Genomic DNA, 15,151 nt, shown 5'->3' with positions numbered 1-15,151 from the left:
GTCATCACCTCGGTTGTCTTGCGGAAAGTTGGTTTCATTTTACCCTTGGGCTACCGGTTTGAACAGCTGGGACGGGCATCCGGCAGCAATTGGCATGCCGTGCTCGTCCGCCGCGTGCGGCCGTTCACCCTTTGCGCAGCTTCGTATCGGTCAGCAAGTAATCGGCATCCGCGTCGACCACCGTCACCCGGCCGTGGCAGCAGGGGAACACGAGCAGCCGCTTCTTGCCGGATTGAATCTCTTTCAACTCGGCGGGCTTCAGCGGAAGCAGTACGTTGTCCGCGCCGCAGAACGGGCAAGAAGGGACGTAGACGTCCTTCATCTGAATATCGTAGGGCCATGCCCGTTCGAACGGGATCAAGGCTTGTCCTCTCCTTTGGCGTCTTCGCTCCCGGATGCTTCGGCTGCGCTCGACTTCGCGGCTAGTTCAGCCATTTTCTGCATCAGAATGTGTTTGGGCATATGCATCAGATGCTCGATTGGCACGTTAAGTTCCTTCGACAGCCGAATGGCGGTCTCCGGCGAAATTTGAAGTGGTCTGGACATGTCGGGTACAACTCCTTTGATGGGCGCCAGTCTGGTCCCGGATATCGGGAAATAGGTGAAAAGGTTGGCAAAGCGGCGCTCCGTTTCAGTATAATTCAGTTATACACCGCATCGCGGGAGCGCGCAATGGAAGCGGCCGCTCCGGCGACAAGGCGTGTGTACATACATAGGGTTCACCAAAACAAAAGCGTGCGCTTCCGTAGCGAGTTTCGCTGCGACGCAGAATCGAAGGAGTGACGCTCCTCAAAAAAAGCGTATGCTTCCGAAGCGATCTTTTTGTTACGCAACAATTACGAAGAAGTTACGCTACACAAAAAAAGTGTATGCTTCCGAAGCGAGTTTTGCTGCACAGCAAAATCGAAGGAGTAACGCTCCACAAAAACTTTTAGGAGGTTCGCAATCATGACCTTTCCCCAAGTTTGGGATTTGAACGTTATTTACGAGGGCGGTTCGCAATCGACTTCTTTCGCCCGCGAGCTCGATGGCATGGAGCAGGATATCCGCAACCTGGAACAGGAGCTGCAAGCGGCCAAAGGCGCTTCGCCGACCGCAGATCAATTGGCGGGGTGGACGGCTACGGTGCAGTCCGTGCTAGCACGGATCCATCAAGCCGATTCGTTCGTCGGCTGTCTATTGGCCGAACGTATGAAGGATACGGCAGCCGTCGCGCTGAACGATCGCGTCCGCACGATCGCGGCGCGGTTCAATACGGCGCTGACCAGCTTCGATGAGCAGTTGAGCGCGTCCGCCGACGCGGAGTGGGCGCGTTTCCTGGAGCTGGAAGCGATTGCGCCGGTCGCCTTCCGCTTACAAGAGAGACGCGACAGCGCGAAGGAGAAGCTAGCGCCTGCGCTGGAGGCGCTGGCCGGCGAGCTGGCCGTCGACGGATATCACGGCTGGGGCGAGTTTTACAACACGGTCGTCTCGCGCACGCAGTTCGACACCGTGGACAAGGACGGCCAAGCGAAGACGCTGTCCGTCGGCCAGATGGCGAATAAGCTGTCCGATGGCGACCGCGCTGTTCGCGACGAGGCGTTCGATCATTGGGAGCGCGTCTGGGGCGAGCAGTCCGAGCTGTGCGCCGAGGCGCTGAACCGGCTCGCGGGCTTCCGGTTGAAGCTGTACGAGAAGCGCGGCTGGGCATCGGTGCTGAAGGAGCCGCTGGCGATTAACCGGATGAGCGAGGCGACGTTGAACGCGATGTGGTCGGCCGTTAACGAAGGCAAGCCGGCGCTCGTGCAATATCTGAACCGCAAGGCGAAGCTGCTCGGCCTGGAGAAGCTCGACTGGCACGATGTCGACGCGCCGATCGGCTCGGCTTCGCGCACCGTCTCGTACGATGAGGGGGCGGGGCTTATCCTGGATTCCTTCCGCAACTTCAGCAGCGACCTCGCTGACTTCTCGGAGATGGCGTTCAAGGACGGCTGGATCGAGGCGGAGGACCGCGCCGGCAAGCGCCCGGGCGGCTTCTGCACGTCGTTCCCGCTCAGCGGACAAACCCGTATTTTCATGACGTATTCCGGCACGATGAACAATATCTCGACGCTCGCGCACGAGCTCGGCCATGCTTATCACCAGCACGTGCTGAACGATCTGCCGCCGTTCGCGCACGAATACGCGATGAACGTCGCGGAGACGGCCTCGACGTTCGCGGAGCTGATCCTCTCGGATGCGACGATGGCGATGGCCAAAGACGCCGACGAGAAGCTTGGCATGCTGGATGACAAGCTGCAGCGGTCGGTCGCCTTCTTCATGAACATCCATGCGCGGTTCCTGTTCGAGACGCGATTCTACGACAAGCGCCGCGACGGTATGGTAACTGTCGACGAGCTGAATGCCCTGATGGCGGAAGCGCAAAGCGAAGCATACAGCGGCGCGTTGGGCAAGCTCCATCCGCATTTCTGGGCTGCGAAGCTGCATTTCTATGCGACGGACGTGCCGTTCTATAACTTCCCGTATACGTTCGGTTACTTGTTCAGCTGCGGGTTGTACGCGATCGCGCAGAAGGAAGGCGCTTCGTTCGCGGACCGCTATGTCGCGCTGCTGCGCGATACGGGGCTGATGACGGTCGAGGAACTGGCGCAGAAGCATCTGGGCGTGCGACTTGACGAGCCGGAGTTCTGGCGCGGCGCGGTTGCGCTCACGACGGCCGACGTCGAAGCTTTCCTGGCGATGACCGGGGAATAGGGCTTCGTCCGCATCGTGTTCGCCCTCGAACTATTCGAACAAGCAGGGCGTTTCATGCCGGAAATTCGTTAACCCCATGAATGAAACGTGGGGATTATTGGAAAACTGGACAATGAGACTGCGGCGGCAGCATCTCCGTTTTGGGAGGGCGGCCGTTCGTATAGGAAACTCGAACTCTGCTTGATCGAAAGGGGACGACCGCATCATGGAACGCACGTTTGTCATGGTTAAGCCCGATGGCGTCAGAAGAGGATTGGTTGGGGACATCGTGTCCAGATTTGAGCAAAAGGGCTTCACGTTGAGAGGCATTAAGCTGATGCATATCGACCGTCCGCTTGCGGAGAGGCATTACGGCGAGCATCGGGAAAAGCCGTTTTTCGGCGAGCTTGTCGATTATTTGACGTCGGGCGAAGTGTGCGCGATGATCTGGGAGGGGCAGCACGCGGTTGCGAACGCCAGAAGTCTCATCGGCAAAACCAATCCGGTCGAGGCGGTGCCTGGCACGATCCGCGGCGATTTCGCGATGGACGTGGCGAGTAACGTCGTGCACGGCTCGGATTCGCCGGAGAGCGCGGAGCGCGAAATATCGCTGTTCTTCGGCGAGAGCGCGGCGGCCGTCTATGTATTCCCGAACCCGCCGATTACGCATTCCGCGAACGCGGCTTCGCATTAGCCGTTGAAACAAGAAAGCCGGGTTATCCGCACCGTCCACGCCGAACGCAAGGTTCAAGCGGGATCGGCTGGTAGTCCGGCTTTTTGCATGCCATCGTCCGTTGTTAGAGCCGCGTGATTGCAGCACGTTGTTGCATCGACCAAAGTCCGAGTACGGCAAAAAGCCGCCTCCGGAGCGGAAGACGGCTGACAAGCGGCAGAAGCCGCAGGCGGATTAGAACGATTCGTTGATGACAAGCTCGTTAAGCGGCAGACGGCCGGACGGACGAGCAGGTTTGGCCGCTTCGCCGATCGGAACGAGCATGACCGGGAAGTAACGGTCTGGAATGTTCAGTTCTTTCACAAGCGCTTCGGCGTTGAATCCGCCCATTGGCACGGTGTCGTAGCCTTTCGCCTTAGCGGCGAGCATCAGCTGCATGGAAGCCAGACCGGCATTCTTGTTCGCTTCGTCGCGAGCGACCTGCGCGGATGTATAAGCGCCGTCAATTTGGCCGACGAGCGTGTCGCGAACTTGCTGCGGCACTGCGCCAGCTGCAACCGCAGCGTCGTAAATTTGGTGGCCCGTCAGGTTAGCTTGCAGGTCGCCGAGGATAACGACGACGACGGAAGCATCGGACACTTGCTTCTGGCCGTATGCGATCGGGAGAAGACGGTCTTTGTTCGCTTGCTCCTTCACGACGAGGAAGCGCCATTGCTGCAGGTTCCAAGAGGATGGCGCGCTTGCGGCGAGCGTAAGGATCTCGTTCAGCGTTTCTTCCGGAATCACGACGTCGCGTTTGTATTCGCGCACGGAATGGCGTTCCAGGATGACTTGCTCGGCGGATAGCGCCGTGTTAGATTGGGACATGATTATCTCTCCTTTTATCTTCTGTAGGTTGTAAGCTAACGCTAGTATAATCAACTATATTATTTTTAGCAACTGATTTATTACGTAGCGCTTACATGACTAAATTGTAAATAAGGGTTGACCGGTTCGGCCGGAACATGGTAAAGTATGGACAAATTTAACAGTTTGGCTGGGGGCCGCTAAGGTCCCCGGTTATTACGGAAGCACCGTAAATTACGCGAACCGCGCGTAGTTTATGGTGCTTTTTTGCGTTTTGATTCATACATCAGACACGGAAAGGGATGGACGCGCATGCATAAGCAGCAGCTCGTCGTTGCCGCCAAGGAAGCGGATTATCTCGAGCGGCTGGCCGACTATATTCGGCATTCCGCATTCGGCGAGCGGTGGCAATTAACGGCGTTTACGAACCCGCAGGCGCTTCGCCAATATTTGAAATCCGGTTATCCGGTGGATCTGCTCATTACGCAGGCCGCATTCTCGGCGCAGATTGAAGAGTCGGGCGTCTCGTGCTGCAAGGGGCAATTCGTCACGCGTCATCCAGCGGGGGGCGAACGGGAGATCGCGCAGTATCAACCGCTGCCCGCGCTGCTCCAATCGTTCGAAGCGCTGTATGCATCGGGCGCGTCCGGAGGAAAGGGGGCGATACGTGGCGCGAAGGGGACTACGGTCGTTGCGGTGTGCAGCGGGGCAAGCGGCATCGGGAAGACGACGCTGGCGCTCCGGCTCGCTCAAGCTGTGGGGGCGCGCGGCGGGGGCGCGTTCTATTTGAATCTCGAACAATGGAATGCTTCCGGTTCGTGGCTCGGCCGCGAAGGGAGAGCGGATGCGCTGTCTCAGCTGCTCTATGCGCTGCAGTCGGAGCCGGAACACGCGGCCGGGCGATTGAACGAACTAAAGTGCAGGCATGCAGAATTGAAAGTCGACTACCTTCCGCCTTGCCCCAATCCGGATGAACGGGCATCGATGTCTGCCGAGATGGCGGAGCAGCTCATTCGAACGATACGGGAGAGCGGCTTCTACGACGTGCTCGTCATCGATACGGACGGGCGGTTCGATGCTGTCGCGACGCGCGCGCTGCAAGCGTCGGATACGATTCTGTGGATGACGGAGCCCAATGCTGCTTCCCGGATCAAGACCGAGCTAGTGCGGACGTATCTTCAATCTCAGTGGGGAGAACGGGCGGCCGAACTGACGCAGCGCACCAAATGGATTACGGTCCGTCCCGGCGGCATGAGCGAGGAGACCGGTCTGGAGTCGGGCGTTCGCATCGATCACGTCGTACCCGAGGCCAAGGAAGGTGGCGCGGGATCGGGTCAAAGCGCTTCGCCTGCTTATCGAGCCGCCGTTGAGCACATATTGGAACGCCAACTCATGCACGCAAGGGGGAGGTAACGTGGAGGATATCGTGCAGCGGTTGAAATCGGATATCCGCGGCGGTCTCGATATGGAGCATGCGATGAGCGATCACGACTTTCATCTGCTGATCGAGCAGCACGTGTTCAAATGGAGCCAGACCCACCCGCTGACGGCAGTACAGAAAGTACAGCTCGTTCGCAGGCTATACCACGCCTTTCGCGGGTTGGACATTCTACAGCCGCTGATGGACGATCCGGATATCACGGAAGTGATGATTAACGACTACGACGAGATTTTCGTCGAGCGGCGAGGACAGCTCGTGAAGCTTCCCCTGTCGTTCGAGAGCCGAGGGAAGCTCGAGGATTTGATCCAGCATATCGTGGCAGGCGTGAACCGGGTCGTGAATGAGTCATCGCCGATCGTGGATGCCCGGCTCAAAGATGGGTCCCGGGTTCATATCGTCCTGCCGCCGGCTGCCCTTAAGGGGCCTTGCGTGACGATCCGGAAGTTCCCCGAGCGTCCGCTGCGGATGGACTCGCTGATCGAACTCGGCGCTCTGACGCTGGAAGCTGCGGAGTTCCTGCAGCGGGTGGTGAAGGCGAAATACAATATTTTCATCAGCGGCGGTACCGGCTCGGGCAAAACGACGTTCCTGAATGCGCTGTCCGCTTTCATCCCGCCGGACGAGAGGATCATTACCGTGGAAGATGCCGCTGAGCTGCAGATTCGCACGATCCCTAACCTGGTGTCGCTGGAGACGCGCAACGCGAATACGGAAGGCAGAGGGGCGATCTCGATGCGTGAACTGATTCGCGCCTCGCTGCGGATGAGGCCAAACCGCATTATCGTCGGCGAGGTGCGGGGCGGGGAAGCGATCGATATGCTGCAGGCGATGAATACCGGGCATGACGGCTCGCTCAGTACGGGCCATGCGAACTCGGCCCGCGACATGCTGACCCGACTGGAGACGATGGCGCTGGGCGGAGCAGATCTGCCGGTGCCGGTCATTCGCCAGCAGATCGGATCGGCTATCGACATTGTCGTGCATCTGTCGCGGCTGCGCGACCGAAGCAGAAGAGTGACGGAGATTTGCGAGATCACCGGCGTAAACGACGGGGAAGTGCAGCTGTCGCCGCTGTTTCGATTCGAGGAGGAGGGCGAGCGGGAGGGGCGCGTGCTGGGGAGCCTTCGCCCGACGGGGACGACGCTTGCGCGAACGTGGAAGTTGCGAATGGCCGGGATCGAGGGGGAGATGCCTTGAGTGGGCTGATTCGGCGCAAGTCTGAGCTGGCGGCACGGCTGGCTTGGCCTGGACGGGAGGAAGAGGCGTCTGCCGGCGCCTTGCCGGATTACCGGAAGCTGGAGCTGACGAGAAGACAATTCTACGCTTCCGCATCGATCGGCGCGCTGATCGTTTTTGCGGCCGCTTACTTGTTCTATCATGCGGCGGTGTTGTCGATCGTCCTATCGGCGGCAGGCATTGTCGCGCCGCGGTTCTATCGGCGATCGCTCATGGAGAGGCGGCGGCTTAGGCTGACGCTTCAATTCAAGGAAGCGTTGTATTCGTTGACGGCATCGCTCGCGGCGGGCAGGTCGGTGGAGAATGCGTTCGCGGCCGCGCTGGACGACCTGAAGCTGCTTTATCCGAATCCCGATGCCGAGATCCGGGTCGAATTCGATATCATACGGACTCGGCTCGCTTATGGCGAACCGATGGAGGAAGCGCTGCTGGACTTCAAGCAGCGGGCGGATATCGAAGATATCTCGCAGTTCGTCGACGTGTTCGTCATTTGCAAGAGGACGGGCGGCGACTTGGTGGAGGTCATCCGCCGAACGTCGCAGACGATCGGGGAGAAGCTGGATGTGCAGCAGGAAATCGCGGTCATGGTCGCCCAGAAGAAATTCGAATCGCGCATCATGATGAGCATTCCGTTCGTATTCATGGCGTTTCTCAGTTTTGCGGCGCCGGACTATATGGAGCCGCTATACGGCGGCCTCGGTTATGTGCTGCTCACGGCCGCGCTCATGATGCTTGGCGGTTGTTACTGGCTAATGTCCAAACTGATGAATATTCAAGTTTAATTAGACGCTTCGGGAGGCGGGGCTTCATGAGAGCGGCCGCTAGGACCGGTCTTTCGAGAGCGGAAGAAGGAGGAGATAACGGGATGGTCATGATTTGGGCGTGCTTGCTCACCGCAGGGTGGGGAGTATTCGCCTTGATGGCAAGACGGCTTCCGGCATCGTCTCGCGAAGCGGTCCGGCGGCTGGACGGCGGCGAGGCACAGCGGCAGCTGCTGATGCTTCCCTTCCGATACGTGCTCGGTGTCACGGGGATGTACGATAAGCTTCAACTTCAGCTTGGCGAGCTGCACGGCAAACTACTGATCGTCAAAGGGAGCGCGTGGACCTTGGAGTCCACAAGGCTGCATGCCGCTTCGGCGGCCGGAGTCGGATATGCCGCAGCGTGCATCGGAGCATGGATTGGCGCGGCCGGGGACGAGCTAGCGATCTGTCTTCTGGGACTGCTGCTTGGGGTGCTGCTGCCAGTCATCAAATGGCGGGAACCCGCGAGGTTAGTGGGGCGGCGCAAACAAGACATGCTCATCGCCCTGCCGGACGTGCTAAGCAAATTGACGCTGCTGCTTGCCGCGGGCGAGACGATGCAGCGCGCACTTACCCGCTGCATCGTCCGGGAGCCTGGCAAGCCCGTCCATCCGCTGCACGATGAGCTGGCGAAAGCATGCGAGGCGGTGCGCAACGGGGAATCGTTCGCCGCCGCCATGGAAAGCTTCAGCAGACGATGCGCACTGCAGGAGGTGTCGTTGTTTACGACGACGCTGCTGTTGAACTACCGGCGTGGCGGCGACAAACTCGTGCTGTCTTTGAAGGAGCTGACGTACTCGCTCTGGGAGCGGCGCAAAGCTATTGCCCGGTCGCGAGGAGAGGAAGCCTCCTCCAAGCTGGTTTTTCCGCTGGTCGGTATTTTCGTGGTGTTAATGATTCTCGTTGCTTCGCCTGCCGTCCTGTTGATGGGCTGGTAGCGCGGCGATGCATTGAATTTAATAGAAGAAGGGGAGCGTGTCCGGATATGTGGTCGGTCATGAAGAAGAAGGCAGGCGCGTTTTGGCGCGAAGACGAAGGGTTAGGAACGCTGGAAATCATTCTTATTATCGCGGTGGTCATTATCATCGCGCTGTTGTTCAAGGATTGGATCCTTCAATTACTGGAGAATTTGATGGGCAAAGCCGATGATCAAGCGAACGAAATTTTCGCCGATTAGGCGTCTAGGGGCGATAATCCGGGGCGACGAGGGCAGTTACACGCTGGAAGCTTCCTTCGTCTTCCCGGCTCTATTCACGGTAATGACGGCGCTGTTGCTATTCGGTCTTTACGTTTATCAGCAGGTCGCGGTCTATTATGTTGCTTCCGTGTCGGCGGAGCGGGCCGCATTCGTCTGGGGCAACAGTCATCGCGATCCGGACATCGGCATTGCGCCGGCCGGGGCGTACGACGGCTTATACTGGCGCGTAGGCGACGACGCCGCGCTGCAATCGGTATTCAAGCTGGCGGGTGCGTCGGGCGCGAGCATTACGGTGCCAATCGGAGAAGAGGTCGATGAAGGAGATGAGGCGGAGCAATCGCTCGCGGGCCGCAAGCTGCTGCGGGTTACAGCGCGCGTGCCGGCTTTTCGTCAAGGGGCGCTTGCTTATACGAACCGGCTGTTGACGAAAGAAGTGGAAGCAGATTTGTCGCCGCCAATGAACATTCCCCTGCTTGGCCGGCTCGGCCATCAAGTCTCGCTGCAGACGGCAAGCCTCGCATCGATCGTGGATCCTGTCGAGCTTATACGCAATGTCGATTTAGCCCGCTATTACACGGCCAAATGGAACAATCGCGCAGATGCCGTCCTTACGCGCGCGAATGCGGCGGCGGTTATCCAGCAGAAGGCCGCTCCTTAGCGGGAGGTCGGGAAAGGGGGAACGGGGTTGAAACGTTTAAGCAGCCGCTATCCGGCGCGGTGTAGGTTCATCGTGCGTTCCGACGGATCGGTATCCATCTACATGATCGCCGCTACGGCTGCGCTTGTACTGGTCATGAGCGTGCTGATCGATTTCGCGCGAATTGCCGCATTCCGCAAACAGACGGAGCTCGCTGCGCATGCCGGCATCCGCTCGGCGCTCTCTGCTTATGACGGGGAGCTGTATATGCGCTACGGCTTGTTCGGGGCGGGAGGGAGCGACCGGAACGAGCTGTTCGCGCAGGCGGCGAAGGGGCAGTGGACCGCGGCAAATACGGGTGGCTCGTTTCGCCTCGTGAACGGGCGGTACGAAACGTCACGGATCAATTTGCACGAGACGCTGGGGCGTCATGATATTCTGAAACGTCAGATTTTGGAGGAGATGAAATACAAAGCGCCGGTCGACTTCACGTTGGAGGTCGCATCGCTATTCGCGCCTGCCGCATCTGCGATGAAGGAAGCCCATGCCGCGGTGACGATGCTGGAGAACGTGCGCAAGCTGTACGACAAGCGCGAAGCCCATTTGCAGGCGGCGTTGGATTTGCAGAAAGCGATGCGGGATGCGGCCGCCGATGCGGGGGCGATCATCCCTTTCCGGAATCGGGATGTCGCGCAATCGCAGACCGTGCTGAACGTCGTCGCCCGCTACCCGTATTATGTGGCGATAATGGAGGCTGATGCCTATTTGGAAAAAGACGAGCTGCCCGCTTATACCGACCAGATTGCTTCGTACCGAGATGAGGCAAGAACGGTAGCGGGCGATTTGTTCCGTCAGAGCATGCTTGCTCTTCGCCGTCATCAGAGCTTGAAGCGCAGGGCGCTGGAAGAGCTGGGAAAGGCAGAGCGGCTCAACGAAGAGATGCGCGCGGTCATCGCGCAGAACGAGAAGAACGTTAATTCGGGATACGACCGGGTGCAGAAGACGAAGGTGCCCGGCACGGCTGCAGGCTCACCATCGGCGTTGGAAGTGTCGCAGCTGGAGCAGGCCGGACAGTCCGCGTCTTCGCTGCTGCTGAACTCGGAGTGGTTTGTCCGTTACAGGGAAGAGCTTTCGGCCCAAACGGCGATTTACGCTTCCTTCGATGCCGAGGCGGCCGGATTCCAATCGTCCATGAACGCCGCGCTTGCCGGTTCGGGATCGGCGGCGCTGCTGACGGACAATGCGGCGCAGCTGCGGATGGCCTATGAGCAGTATGACGCGAAATACGGCATAACCGGCACGGTCATTGTGGCTCGGACGCAAGAGCTGGAGACGCGTCAGGCATCGGACCGGGAACGCAAGAAGCAGGAAGCGAAGGCGGAAGCCAAGTGGAACGATATCCGGCGGATGCTGCACAATTTAACAGCCGTCCCGCAAGTAGCGGAACATCAAGAGCTGTTCGATCGCGTCAAGCAGCGCGCCGAAGCGAATCTGGCTTTTAATGAGCTGGGCGGCGAAGCGGGCGCGGGACCGATCGAGCAGCTTCAGGAGGAGCCCGGCGCCGCGGCCGAGGATGCGATGCGGCAATCCGGCGGTATATTCGACGGCCTGGCCGATATGCTCGAAGGGACGCGCGACACTGTCTATATGAACGAATTCGTTATTAACCGGTTCTCCATGTTCGATCCGCAGAAGATGCAGGCGGCGCTGCTGAACGGGGATTCGAGCGAGTACGCGCACGCGCTGAGCTTGAATAACCAGGAGACCGAGTATATTTTGTATGGCTTTCACAGCCCTGCGGCCAACGTCGCGGCTGCCGCGGGCGAGCTATTCGCGATGCGGCTGGCGGTCCGGACTATGGAAGGGCTTATCGAGTGCAGGACGATGATGCACCCTCTTCTGATTTTGGCGGGAGCGGTACTGTACGGGCTCGAACAAGCGGCGGCGGATATGGTCCGTCTCGTGCAGACCGGTACGGCGCCTTTGTCCAAATACGCGCCTGTAGAAGTCGCATACCGGGACTACATGCGCCTGTTCCTATTGCTGCATGATAATGGGCCGGGGCGAATGGCGCGGATCGCCGCTGTGATGGAACAGAATACGGGATTGCAGCTGGCGCAGGTCGGGACAGGGCTGACAGGGGAGCTGCGCGCATCGGTCAATGTTTGGTTCTTGCCGGGCGTCATGAACCGGTTGGCCAAGTGGGGGCTGTTGAACGGGAAGGTGGCGGACGGACGTTATGAGATGGATCAGACGGTCGGCATGTCCTACAGCTAACCACGTGCCGTTACCGGAAGGTCATGGCCGAGCAAGGCGACAAAAGCAAAATCAGTGCGGTATGGGCAGCGAAGCGGGGGGAATCGTCGTAGAGGCCTCCTTGATCGCCCCGATCGTTATGATGGCAGTCGTCCTCTTCATCTGTCTCGTTCGGCTGGCCGCCGTTCAAATGGCTGTCCACGGCGCTGCCTCGCAGGTAGCGAGGCAGACGGCCGCCGGCATGTACCCGGTGTCGCTCGCTTCGGCTCAGGCCGCGCAGGCGCTCCCGGCGCTGCCTGGCGGCGTGCAGCTGCCGGGCATGGAGCAGGCCGGCGAGGCGTTAAAGGAATGGCTGCCGGCCCCGGTGGGCCCGATGTTGGGCGCGATGCTTCAAGGCGATTGGCAGGAGGCGGGTAATGCTGCAGGCTCGGAGATGGCCAAGTCTGCTCTCTTGCCGCTGCTGCGACAATTTGCGGACAAGCGCGTGCTTGATCCCGAGCGGCTGACGATATCGCATGTCGCGCTTCCGGATTTCTCGGGCGGTTCCGGCGCGAGCGTCATCATTGAGGCCGAGTACCGCTTCCCGCTCCATATGCCCTTTACCCGGAAGAATATCATTCTTAAGGAACGCGCGGTCGAACGCGGCTGGATCAGCGACTCGACGCCCGCTGTGCGAGAAGGCGACCCGAATGCCGAAGAGCAGTCCAAGCTTCAGATCGTCTCTATCGAACCAGATCCGCTACGGCCGGGGCGGAAAGCAACCGTCACCGCTATTGCAGCCCCAGGGACGGCCGTCTCCGTATCGGTTCGTTACAAAAGCGGTACCAGCACGGCCAAGCATCTTGGCGACGCGACCGTGGGAGCAGACGGTACGGTATCTTGGACATGGCATGTGTCGGGCAACACGACGCCCGGAGTGTGGGAATTGGTCGTGACGGCGACGGACGGCTCGCGGGTCGCGCGGCATTTCGTCGTGGAGAGAAAGTCTGCGAACAACGACTAATGAAAGGGGAGTTTCGATGATCGTGACAATAACCGGATCAGGCGCGGCTGTGCTATTAGCGTGCGCGTTCGCGACCGATGTGCGCGCCATGCGCATTCCCAACCTATTGACCGTCATCGCGCTTGCGGCAGGCTTCTGCTGCCAATTGCTAATGGCGGGCTGGCAAGGCGGGCAATTGGCATTTCTTGGCGCATTAGCCGGCTTCCTGCCGTTCTTCGCATTGTATTTGTTCAAGGGAATCGGGGCGGGCGACGTGAAGCTGTTCGCTGCCTTGGGCGCATGGCTAGGACCGGCGGCCGTCCTGGACATCGCGATGTACGCCATCTTGTATGCCGGCGCGATCGGTGTGCTGTACATGATCGTCTCGCGTCCGTTCAGCCGGCGGATGTGGAACGTCGCCGCTGATCTGCTCGGCAAGGTATTTCAGGGCAAACGGACGCTGCTCCAATTCACAGGGAAGGAAGCGAGGCGATTTCCGTTCATGATCGCCGTGCTCCCGGCCGCGATCTCCGTTTGGGCGATGGGAAGTTAACAAGGGAGGAGTATGACGATGAACGCGGACGAACTACGCATCGATTTTGCGATGAACCACGAGCATGAGATGGTCATTGACCGCGCGGGAGGCATCGCCCGAGAGGAATTGGACGAAGTCGAAATCGCCATGCTGCAGGGCGGGCAGGCGATCCCGCGCTTGCTCCGCATGGAATGGAACGATATGGACGGGAACGTCGCGTTCTGCTATCCCTTGACGGGCCGCAAACTGCTCGCGCACCGGATGCAGACGCAGCCGGCCGGCATGATGGATTATTACGCAATACTGTTGGCGCTGGTGGAGACGATCGACGATTGCAAGGATTATATGCTGCGTCCGGAAGGCTTTTTGCTGCAGGAACAGACGATTTTCACCGGTGACCGGCTCGACGATCTGGTGCTCTGCTACGTGCCACTCCGCCAGACGAGAGCGGGCGCGCAGGGCGTTTCCGAAACGGTGCTTGCCCTTGCGGTCAAGTGGCTGGGGTATGTCGGCCAGCCGGATGGGGAGGGCATGAAGCAGATTTTCCGGCATCTTCGCGAGGAACACGTGTCCTGGCGTGCGCTTCGCCAGACGCTGCTGCGCTTAATCGGCGGTATCCAAGCAACGTCTGCGGAGGACGACAAGCCGTCCGTGCAGCTTGCGGAAGCACCGGAACCGGAACCGCATTCGGATTGGGGACGATCGGATTCGTATGGGAGAATGCCTGACGTTGCGGGTGGAAGAGGGTCTTCCGGCCGCTTATCCGACCAGCCGGTGCAGATCCCGCCTCCGTTCGCCACGGGTTGGCAATCCGCCCAAAGTGACTATCCCGAACCGCAGCAAGTGGCGGGAGATTCGCCAAGTACTAGTGGAACGACTGCTTCACGCAAGCTGTGGATGCTCGGCGCGTGTATAACGATCGGGCTCGCCTGCGTGTGGCGATTCGTTTATTTTGGCGATCCTTCCGGCGCTTCCATGAAAATTTCACTCGGCCTTACCGCGATTGCCGCGGCAGCGGGCATCATCGCCGGCAGGAGAATGCTAGGTGGCTCGCAAGCGGGACCTACTGAAGAACATGAGGATGCAGACGCGCAAGTTGGCGAAGCCGACACTCCTGCTTGGTCTTGGAGAGCCGGTCAGAACGCGGCTTCGGACGCTTCCCCGTTCAAACAGCAAGATAAGCAGCTGGGAGCTTCGGAATTGAGGCTAGAGGGTGCATGGAGCAACGAAGAGCGGGCGCGTAATACCCCTAACTATGGGGAGCGATTGCGCGATAAGGGAGAACAATACGACCAACAAGCTGCTTCGCGAGGAATTCCGCTGCCGAGCGCGCCTCCGGAGGCGACCGTTTGGCTTGGCAAGTCCGGTGACCTCGATGCCGCCGCCGGCGATGCAAACGCGGGGCAATGGCTGGAGCGGCAAACGGACGGTAAGGCGGAACGAATCGAAGTTGCGGGGAGTCTCTTGATCGGTCGATCAGGCGACGGGGTGCAGTATGTGGATGCGGCACCCGGCATTTCACGCGTCCATCTGGAAATACGGAATAGCGGGGAGAGCTGGACTGCAAAGGACGTTGGATCGCGGAACGGGAGCACGCTAAACGGCGTCATGATGATCCCCTACAAAACCTATTCGCTGCATGCGGGCGACGTGATGCAGCTTGCCGGCGATAAAGGGCCGAAATACATATGCAAAACAGGGTAGAGGGGGCCGCGCTTCGGCAGTTGGACGTTTCTATGCTGCAGAACGAGGAAGACGCGCTTAACTTTATGCCTTAGCGGCATGTAATTAAGCGCGTCTTCTTTTAATCGTAGCGTGATCGCGTGCCTAAT

The 15,151-nt window shown here is 59.5% G+C and carries 15 protein-coding genes; 12 read left to right on the top strand and 3 right to left on the bottom strand.

The features are described from left to right. Positions 1 to 124: 124 nt before the first annotated feature. Positions 125 to 361 (bottom strand): hypothetical protein, encoded by a 237-nt coding sequence (locus ACFFSY_RS02650; RefSeq protein WP_377489462.1) that lies wholly within the window; start codon positions 359 to 361, stop codon positions 125 to 127. Further along, positions 358 to 546 carry a YycC family protein gene (locus tag ACFFSY_RS02645; RefSeq protein WP_377489459.1) on the bottom strand — a complete coding sequence of 63 codons (189 nt, stop codon included), beginning with the start codon at positions 544 to 546 and terminating at the stop codon, positions 358 to 360. The genes ACFFSY_RS02650 and ACFFSY_RS02645 overlap by 4 nt, the downstream gene beginning before the upstream one ends. A 402-nt stretch (positions 547 to 948) precedes the next feature. Between ACFFSY_RS02645 and ACFFSY_RS02640 the strand changes: the two genes are divergently transcribed. Together ACFFSY_RS02640 and ndk are read left to right on the top strand one after the other, a co-directional pair. Next, on the top strand, positions 949 to 2,733 hold the full coding sequence (locus ACFFSY_RS02640; protein WP_377489456.1) for a M3 family oligoendopeptidase: 1,785 nt from the start codon (positions 949 to 951) through the stop codon (positions 2,731 to 2,733). Positions 2,734 to 2,938: 205 nt separating this feature from the next. Further along, the gene (ndk, locus tag ACFFSY_RS02635) at positions 2,939 to 3,406 is read left to right on the top strand and encodes a nucleoside-diphosphate kinase (RefSeq protein WP_377489453.1); all 468 of its coding nucleotides are present in this window, start codon (positions 2,939 to 2,941) and stop codon (positions 3,404 to 3,406) included. A gap of 213 nt (positions 3,407 to 3,619) precedes the next feature. Here ndk and ACFFSY_RS02630 read toward each other — a convergent pair whose 3' ends face one another. Further along, positions 3,620 to 4,252: a nitroreductase family protein gene (locus ACFFSY_RS02630; protein WP_377489450.1), complete on the bottom strand. Its 633-nt coding sequence runs from the start codon at positions 4,250 to 4,252 to the stop codon at positions 3,620 to 3,622. Between the two features lie 291 nt (positions 4,253 to 4,543). Between ACFFSY_RS02630 and ACFFSY_RS02625 the strand changes: the two genes are divergently transcribed. The 10 genes from ACFFSY_RS02625 (at position 4,544) to ACFFSY_RS02580 (ending at position 15,023) form a co-directional block, all read left to right on the top strand. After that, complete coding sequence (locus ACFFSY_RS02625; protein WP_377489447.1) at positions 4,544 to 5,644, top strand: P-loop NTPase family protein; 1,101 nt, start codon at positions 4,544 to 4,546, stop codon at positions 5,642 to 5,644. A 52-nt stretch (positions 5,645 to 5,696) separates the two neighbouring features. After that, positions 5,697 to 6,869, top strand: a complete 1,173-nt coding sequence (locus ACFFSY_RS02620; RefSeq protein ID WP_377489705.1) for a TadA family conjugal transfer-associated ATPase — start codon at positions 5,697 to 5,699, stop codon at positions 6,867 to 6,869. Beyond that, positions 6,866 to 7,690 carry a type II secretion system F family protein gene (locus ACFFSY_RS02615; RefSeq protein ID WP_377489444.1) on the top strand — a complete coding sequence of 275 codons (825 nt, stop codon included), beginning with the start codon at positions 6,866 to 6,868 and terminating at the stop codon, positions 7,688 to 7,690. The genes ACFFSY_RS02620 and ACFFSY_RS02615 overlap by 4 nt, the downstream gene beginning before the upstream one ends. 83 nt (positions 7,691 to 7,773) lie before the next feature. Further along, positions 7,774 to 8,649 carry a type II secretion system F family protein gene (locus ACFFSY_RS02610; protein WP_377489441.1) on the top strand — a complete coding sequence of 292 codons (876 nt, stop codon included), beginning with the start codon at positions 7,774 to 7,776 and terminating at the stop codon, positions 8,647 to 8,649. Between the two features lie 47 nt (positions 8,650 to 8,696). Then, entirely contained in the window at positions 8,697 to 8,888 is a 192-nt protein-coding gene (locus tag ACFFSY_RS02605) for a Flp1 family type IVb pilin (protein WP_377489438.1), read from the top strand. Then, complete coding sequence (locus ACFFSY_RS02600) at positions 8,857 to 9,567, top strand: pilus assembly protein (protein ID WP_377489435.1); 711 nt, start codon at positions 8,857 to 8,859, stop codon at positions 9,565 to 9,567. Before ACFFSY_RS02605 ends, ACFFSY_RS02600 begins: the two co-directional genes overlap by 32 nt. A 27-nt stretch (positions 9,568 to 9,594) precedes the next feature. After that, positions 9,595 to 11,823, top strand: coding sequence for a hypothetical protein (locus ACFFSY_RS02595; RefSeq protein ID WP_377489432.1), 2,229 nt, complete (start codon positions 9,595 to 9,597; stop codon positions 11,821 to 11,823). Between the two features lie 61 nt (positions 11,824 to 11,884). Beyond that, a complete protein-coding gene (locus ACFFSY_RS02590) occupies positions 11,885 to 12,805 on the top strand; it encodes a hypothetical protein (protein WP_377489429.1) in 921 nt (306 codons plus the stop codon). Positions 12,806 to 12,821: 16 nt separating this feature from the next. Beyond that, complete coding sequence (locus ACFFSY_RS02585) at positions 12,822 to 13,337, top strand: A24 family peptidase (RefSeq protein ID WP_377489426.1); 516 nt, start codon at positions 12,822 to 12,824, stop codon at positions 13,335 to 13,337. A gap of 18 nt (positions 13,338 to 13,355) precedes the next feature. Continuing rightward, positions 13,356 to 15,023, top strand: coding sequence for a DUF6382 domain-containing protein (locus tag ACFFSY_RS02580; protein WP_377489423.1), 1,668 nt, complete (start codon positions 13,356 to 13,358; stop codon positions 15,021 to 15,023). Positions 15,024 to 15,151 lie beyond the last annotated feature (128 nt).

This window comes from Paenibacillus aurantiacus (assembly GCF_042431225.1).
In the GTDB taxonomy this organism is placed as follows: Bacteria; Bacillota; Bacilli; order Paenibacillales; family Paenibacillaceae; genus Paenibacillus_Z; species Paenibacillus_Z aurantiacus.
The sequence above is the reverse complement of the archived record's forward strand: the minus strand, read 5'-3'. Positions and strand labels throughout refer to the sequence as shown.

What these genes read in the sequence shown, in the direction of transcription:
- ACFFSY_RS02620 (WP_377489705.1), top strand. Translation starts at nt 5,697, where the DNA reads ATGGAGCATGCGATGAGCGATCACGACTTTCATCTGCTGATCGAGCAG.
- ACFFSY_RS02610 (WP_377489441.1), top strand. Translation starts at nt 7,774, where the DNA reads ATGGTCATGATTTGGGCGTGCTTGCTCACCGCAGGGTGGGGAGTATTC.
- ACFFSY_RS02640 (WP_377489456.1), top strand. Translation starts at nt 949, where the DNA reads ATGACCTTTCCCCAAGTTTGGGATTTGAACGTTATTTACGAGGGCGGT.
- ACFFSY_RS02605 (WP_377489438.1), top strand. Translation starts at nt 8,697, where the DNA reads ATGTGGTCGGTCATGAAGAAGAAGGCAGGCGCGTTTTGGCGCGAAGAC.
- ACFFSY_RS02645 (WP_377489459.1), bottom strand. Translation starts at nt 546, where the DNA reads ATGTCCAGACCACTTCAAATTTCGCCGGAGACCGCCATTCGGCTGTCG.
- ACFFSY_RS02625 (WP_377489447.1), top strand. Translation starts at nt 4,544, where the DNA reads ATGCATAAGCAGCAGCTCGTCGTTGCCGCCAAGGAAGCGGATTATCTC.
- ACFFSY_RS02580 (WP_377489423.1), top strand. Translation starts at nt 13,356, where the DNA reads ATGAACGCGGACGAACTACGCATCGATTTTGCGATGAACCACGAGCAT.
- ACFFSY_RS02630 (WP_377489450.1), bottom strand. Translation starts at nt 4,252, where the DNA reads ATGTCCCAATCTAACACGGCGCTATCCGCCGAGCAAGTCATCCTGGAA.
- ACFFSY_RS02590 (WP_377489429.1), top strand. Translation starts at nt 11,885, where the DNA reads ATGGGCAGCGAAGCGGGGGGAATCGTCGTAGAGGCCTCCTTGATCGCC.
- ndk (WP_377489453.1), top strand. Translation starts at nt 2,939, where the DNA reads ATGGAACGCACGTTTGTCATGGTTAAGCCCGATGGCGTCAGAAGAGGA.
- ACFFSY_RS02585 (WP_377489426.1), top strand. Translation starts at nt 12,822, where the DNA reads ATGATCGTGACAATAACCGGATCAGGCGCGGCTGTGCTATTAGCGTGC.
- ACFFSY_RS02600 (WP_377489435.1), top strand. Translation starts at nt 8,857, where the DNA reads ATGATCAAGCGAACGAAATTTTCGCCGATTAGGCGTCTAGGGGCGATA.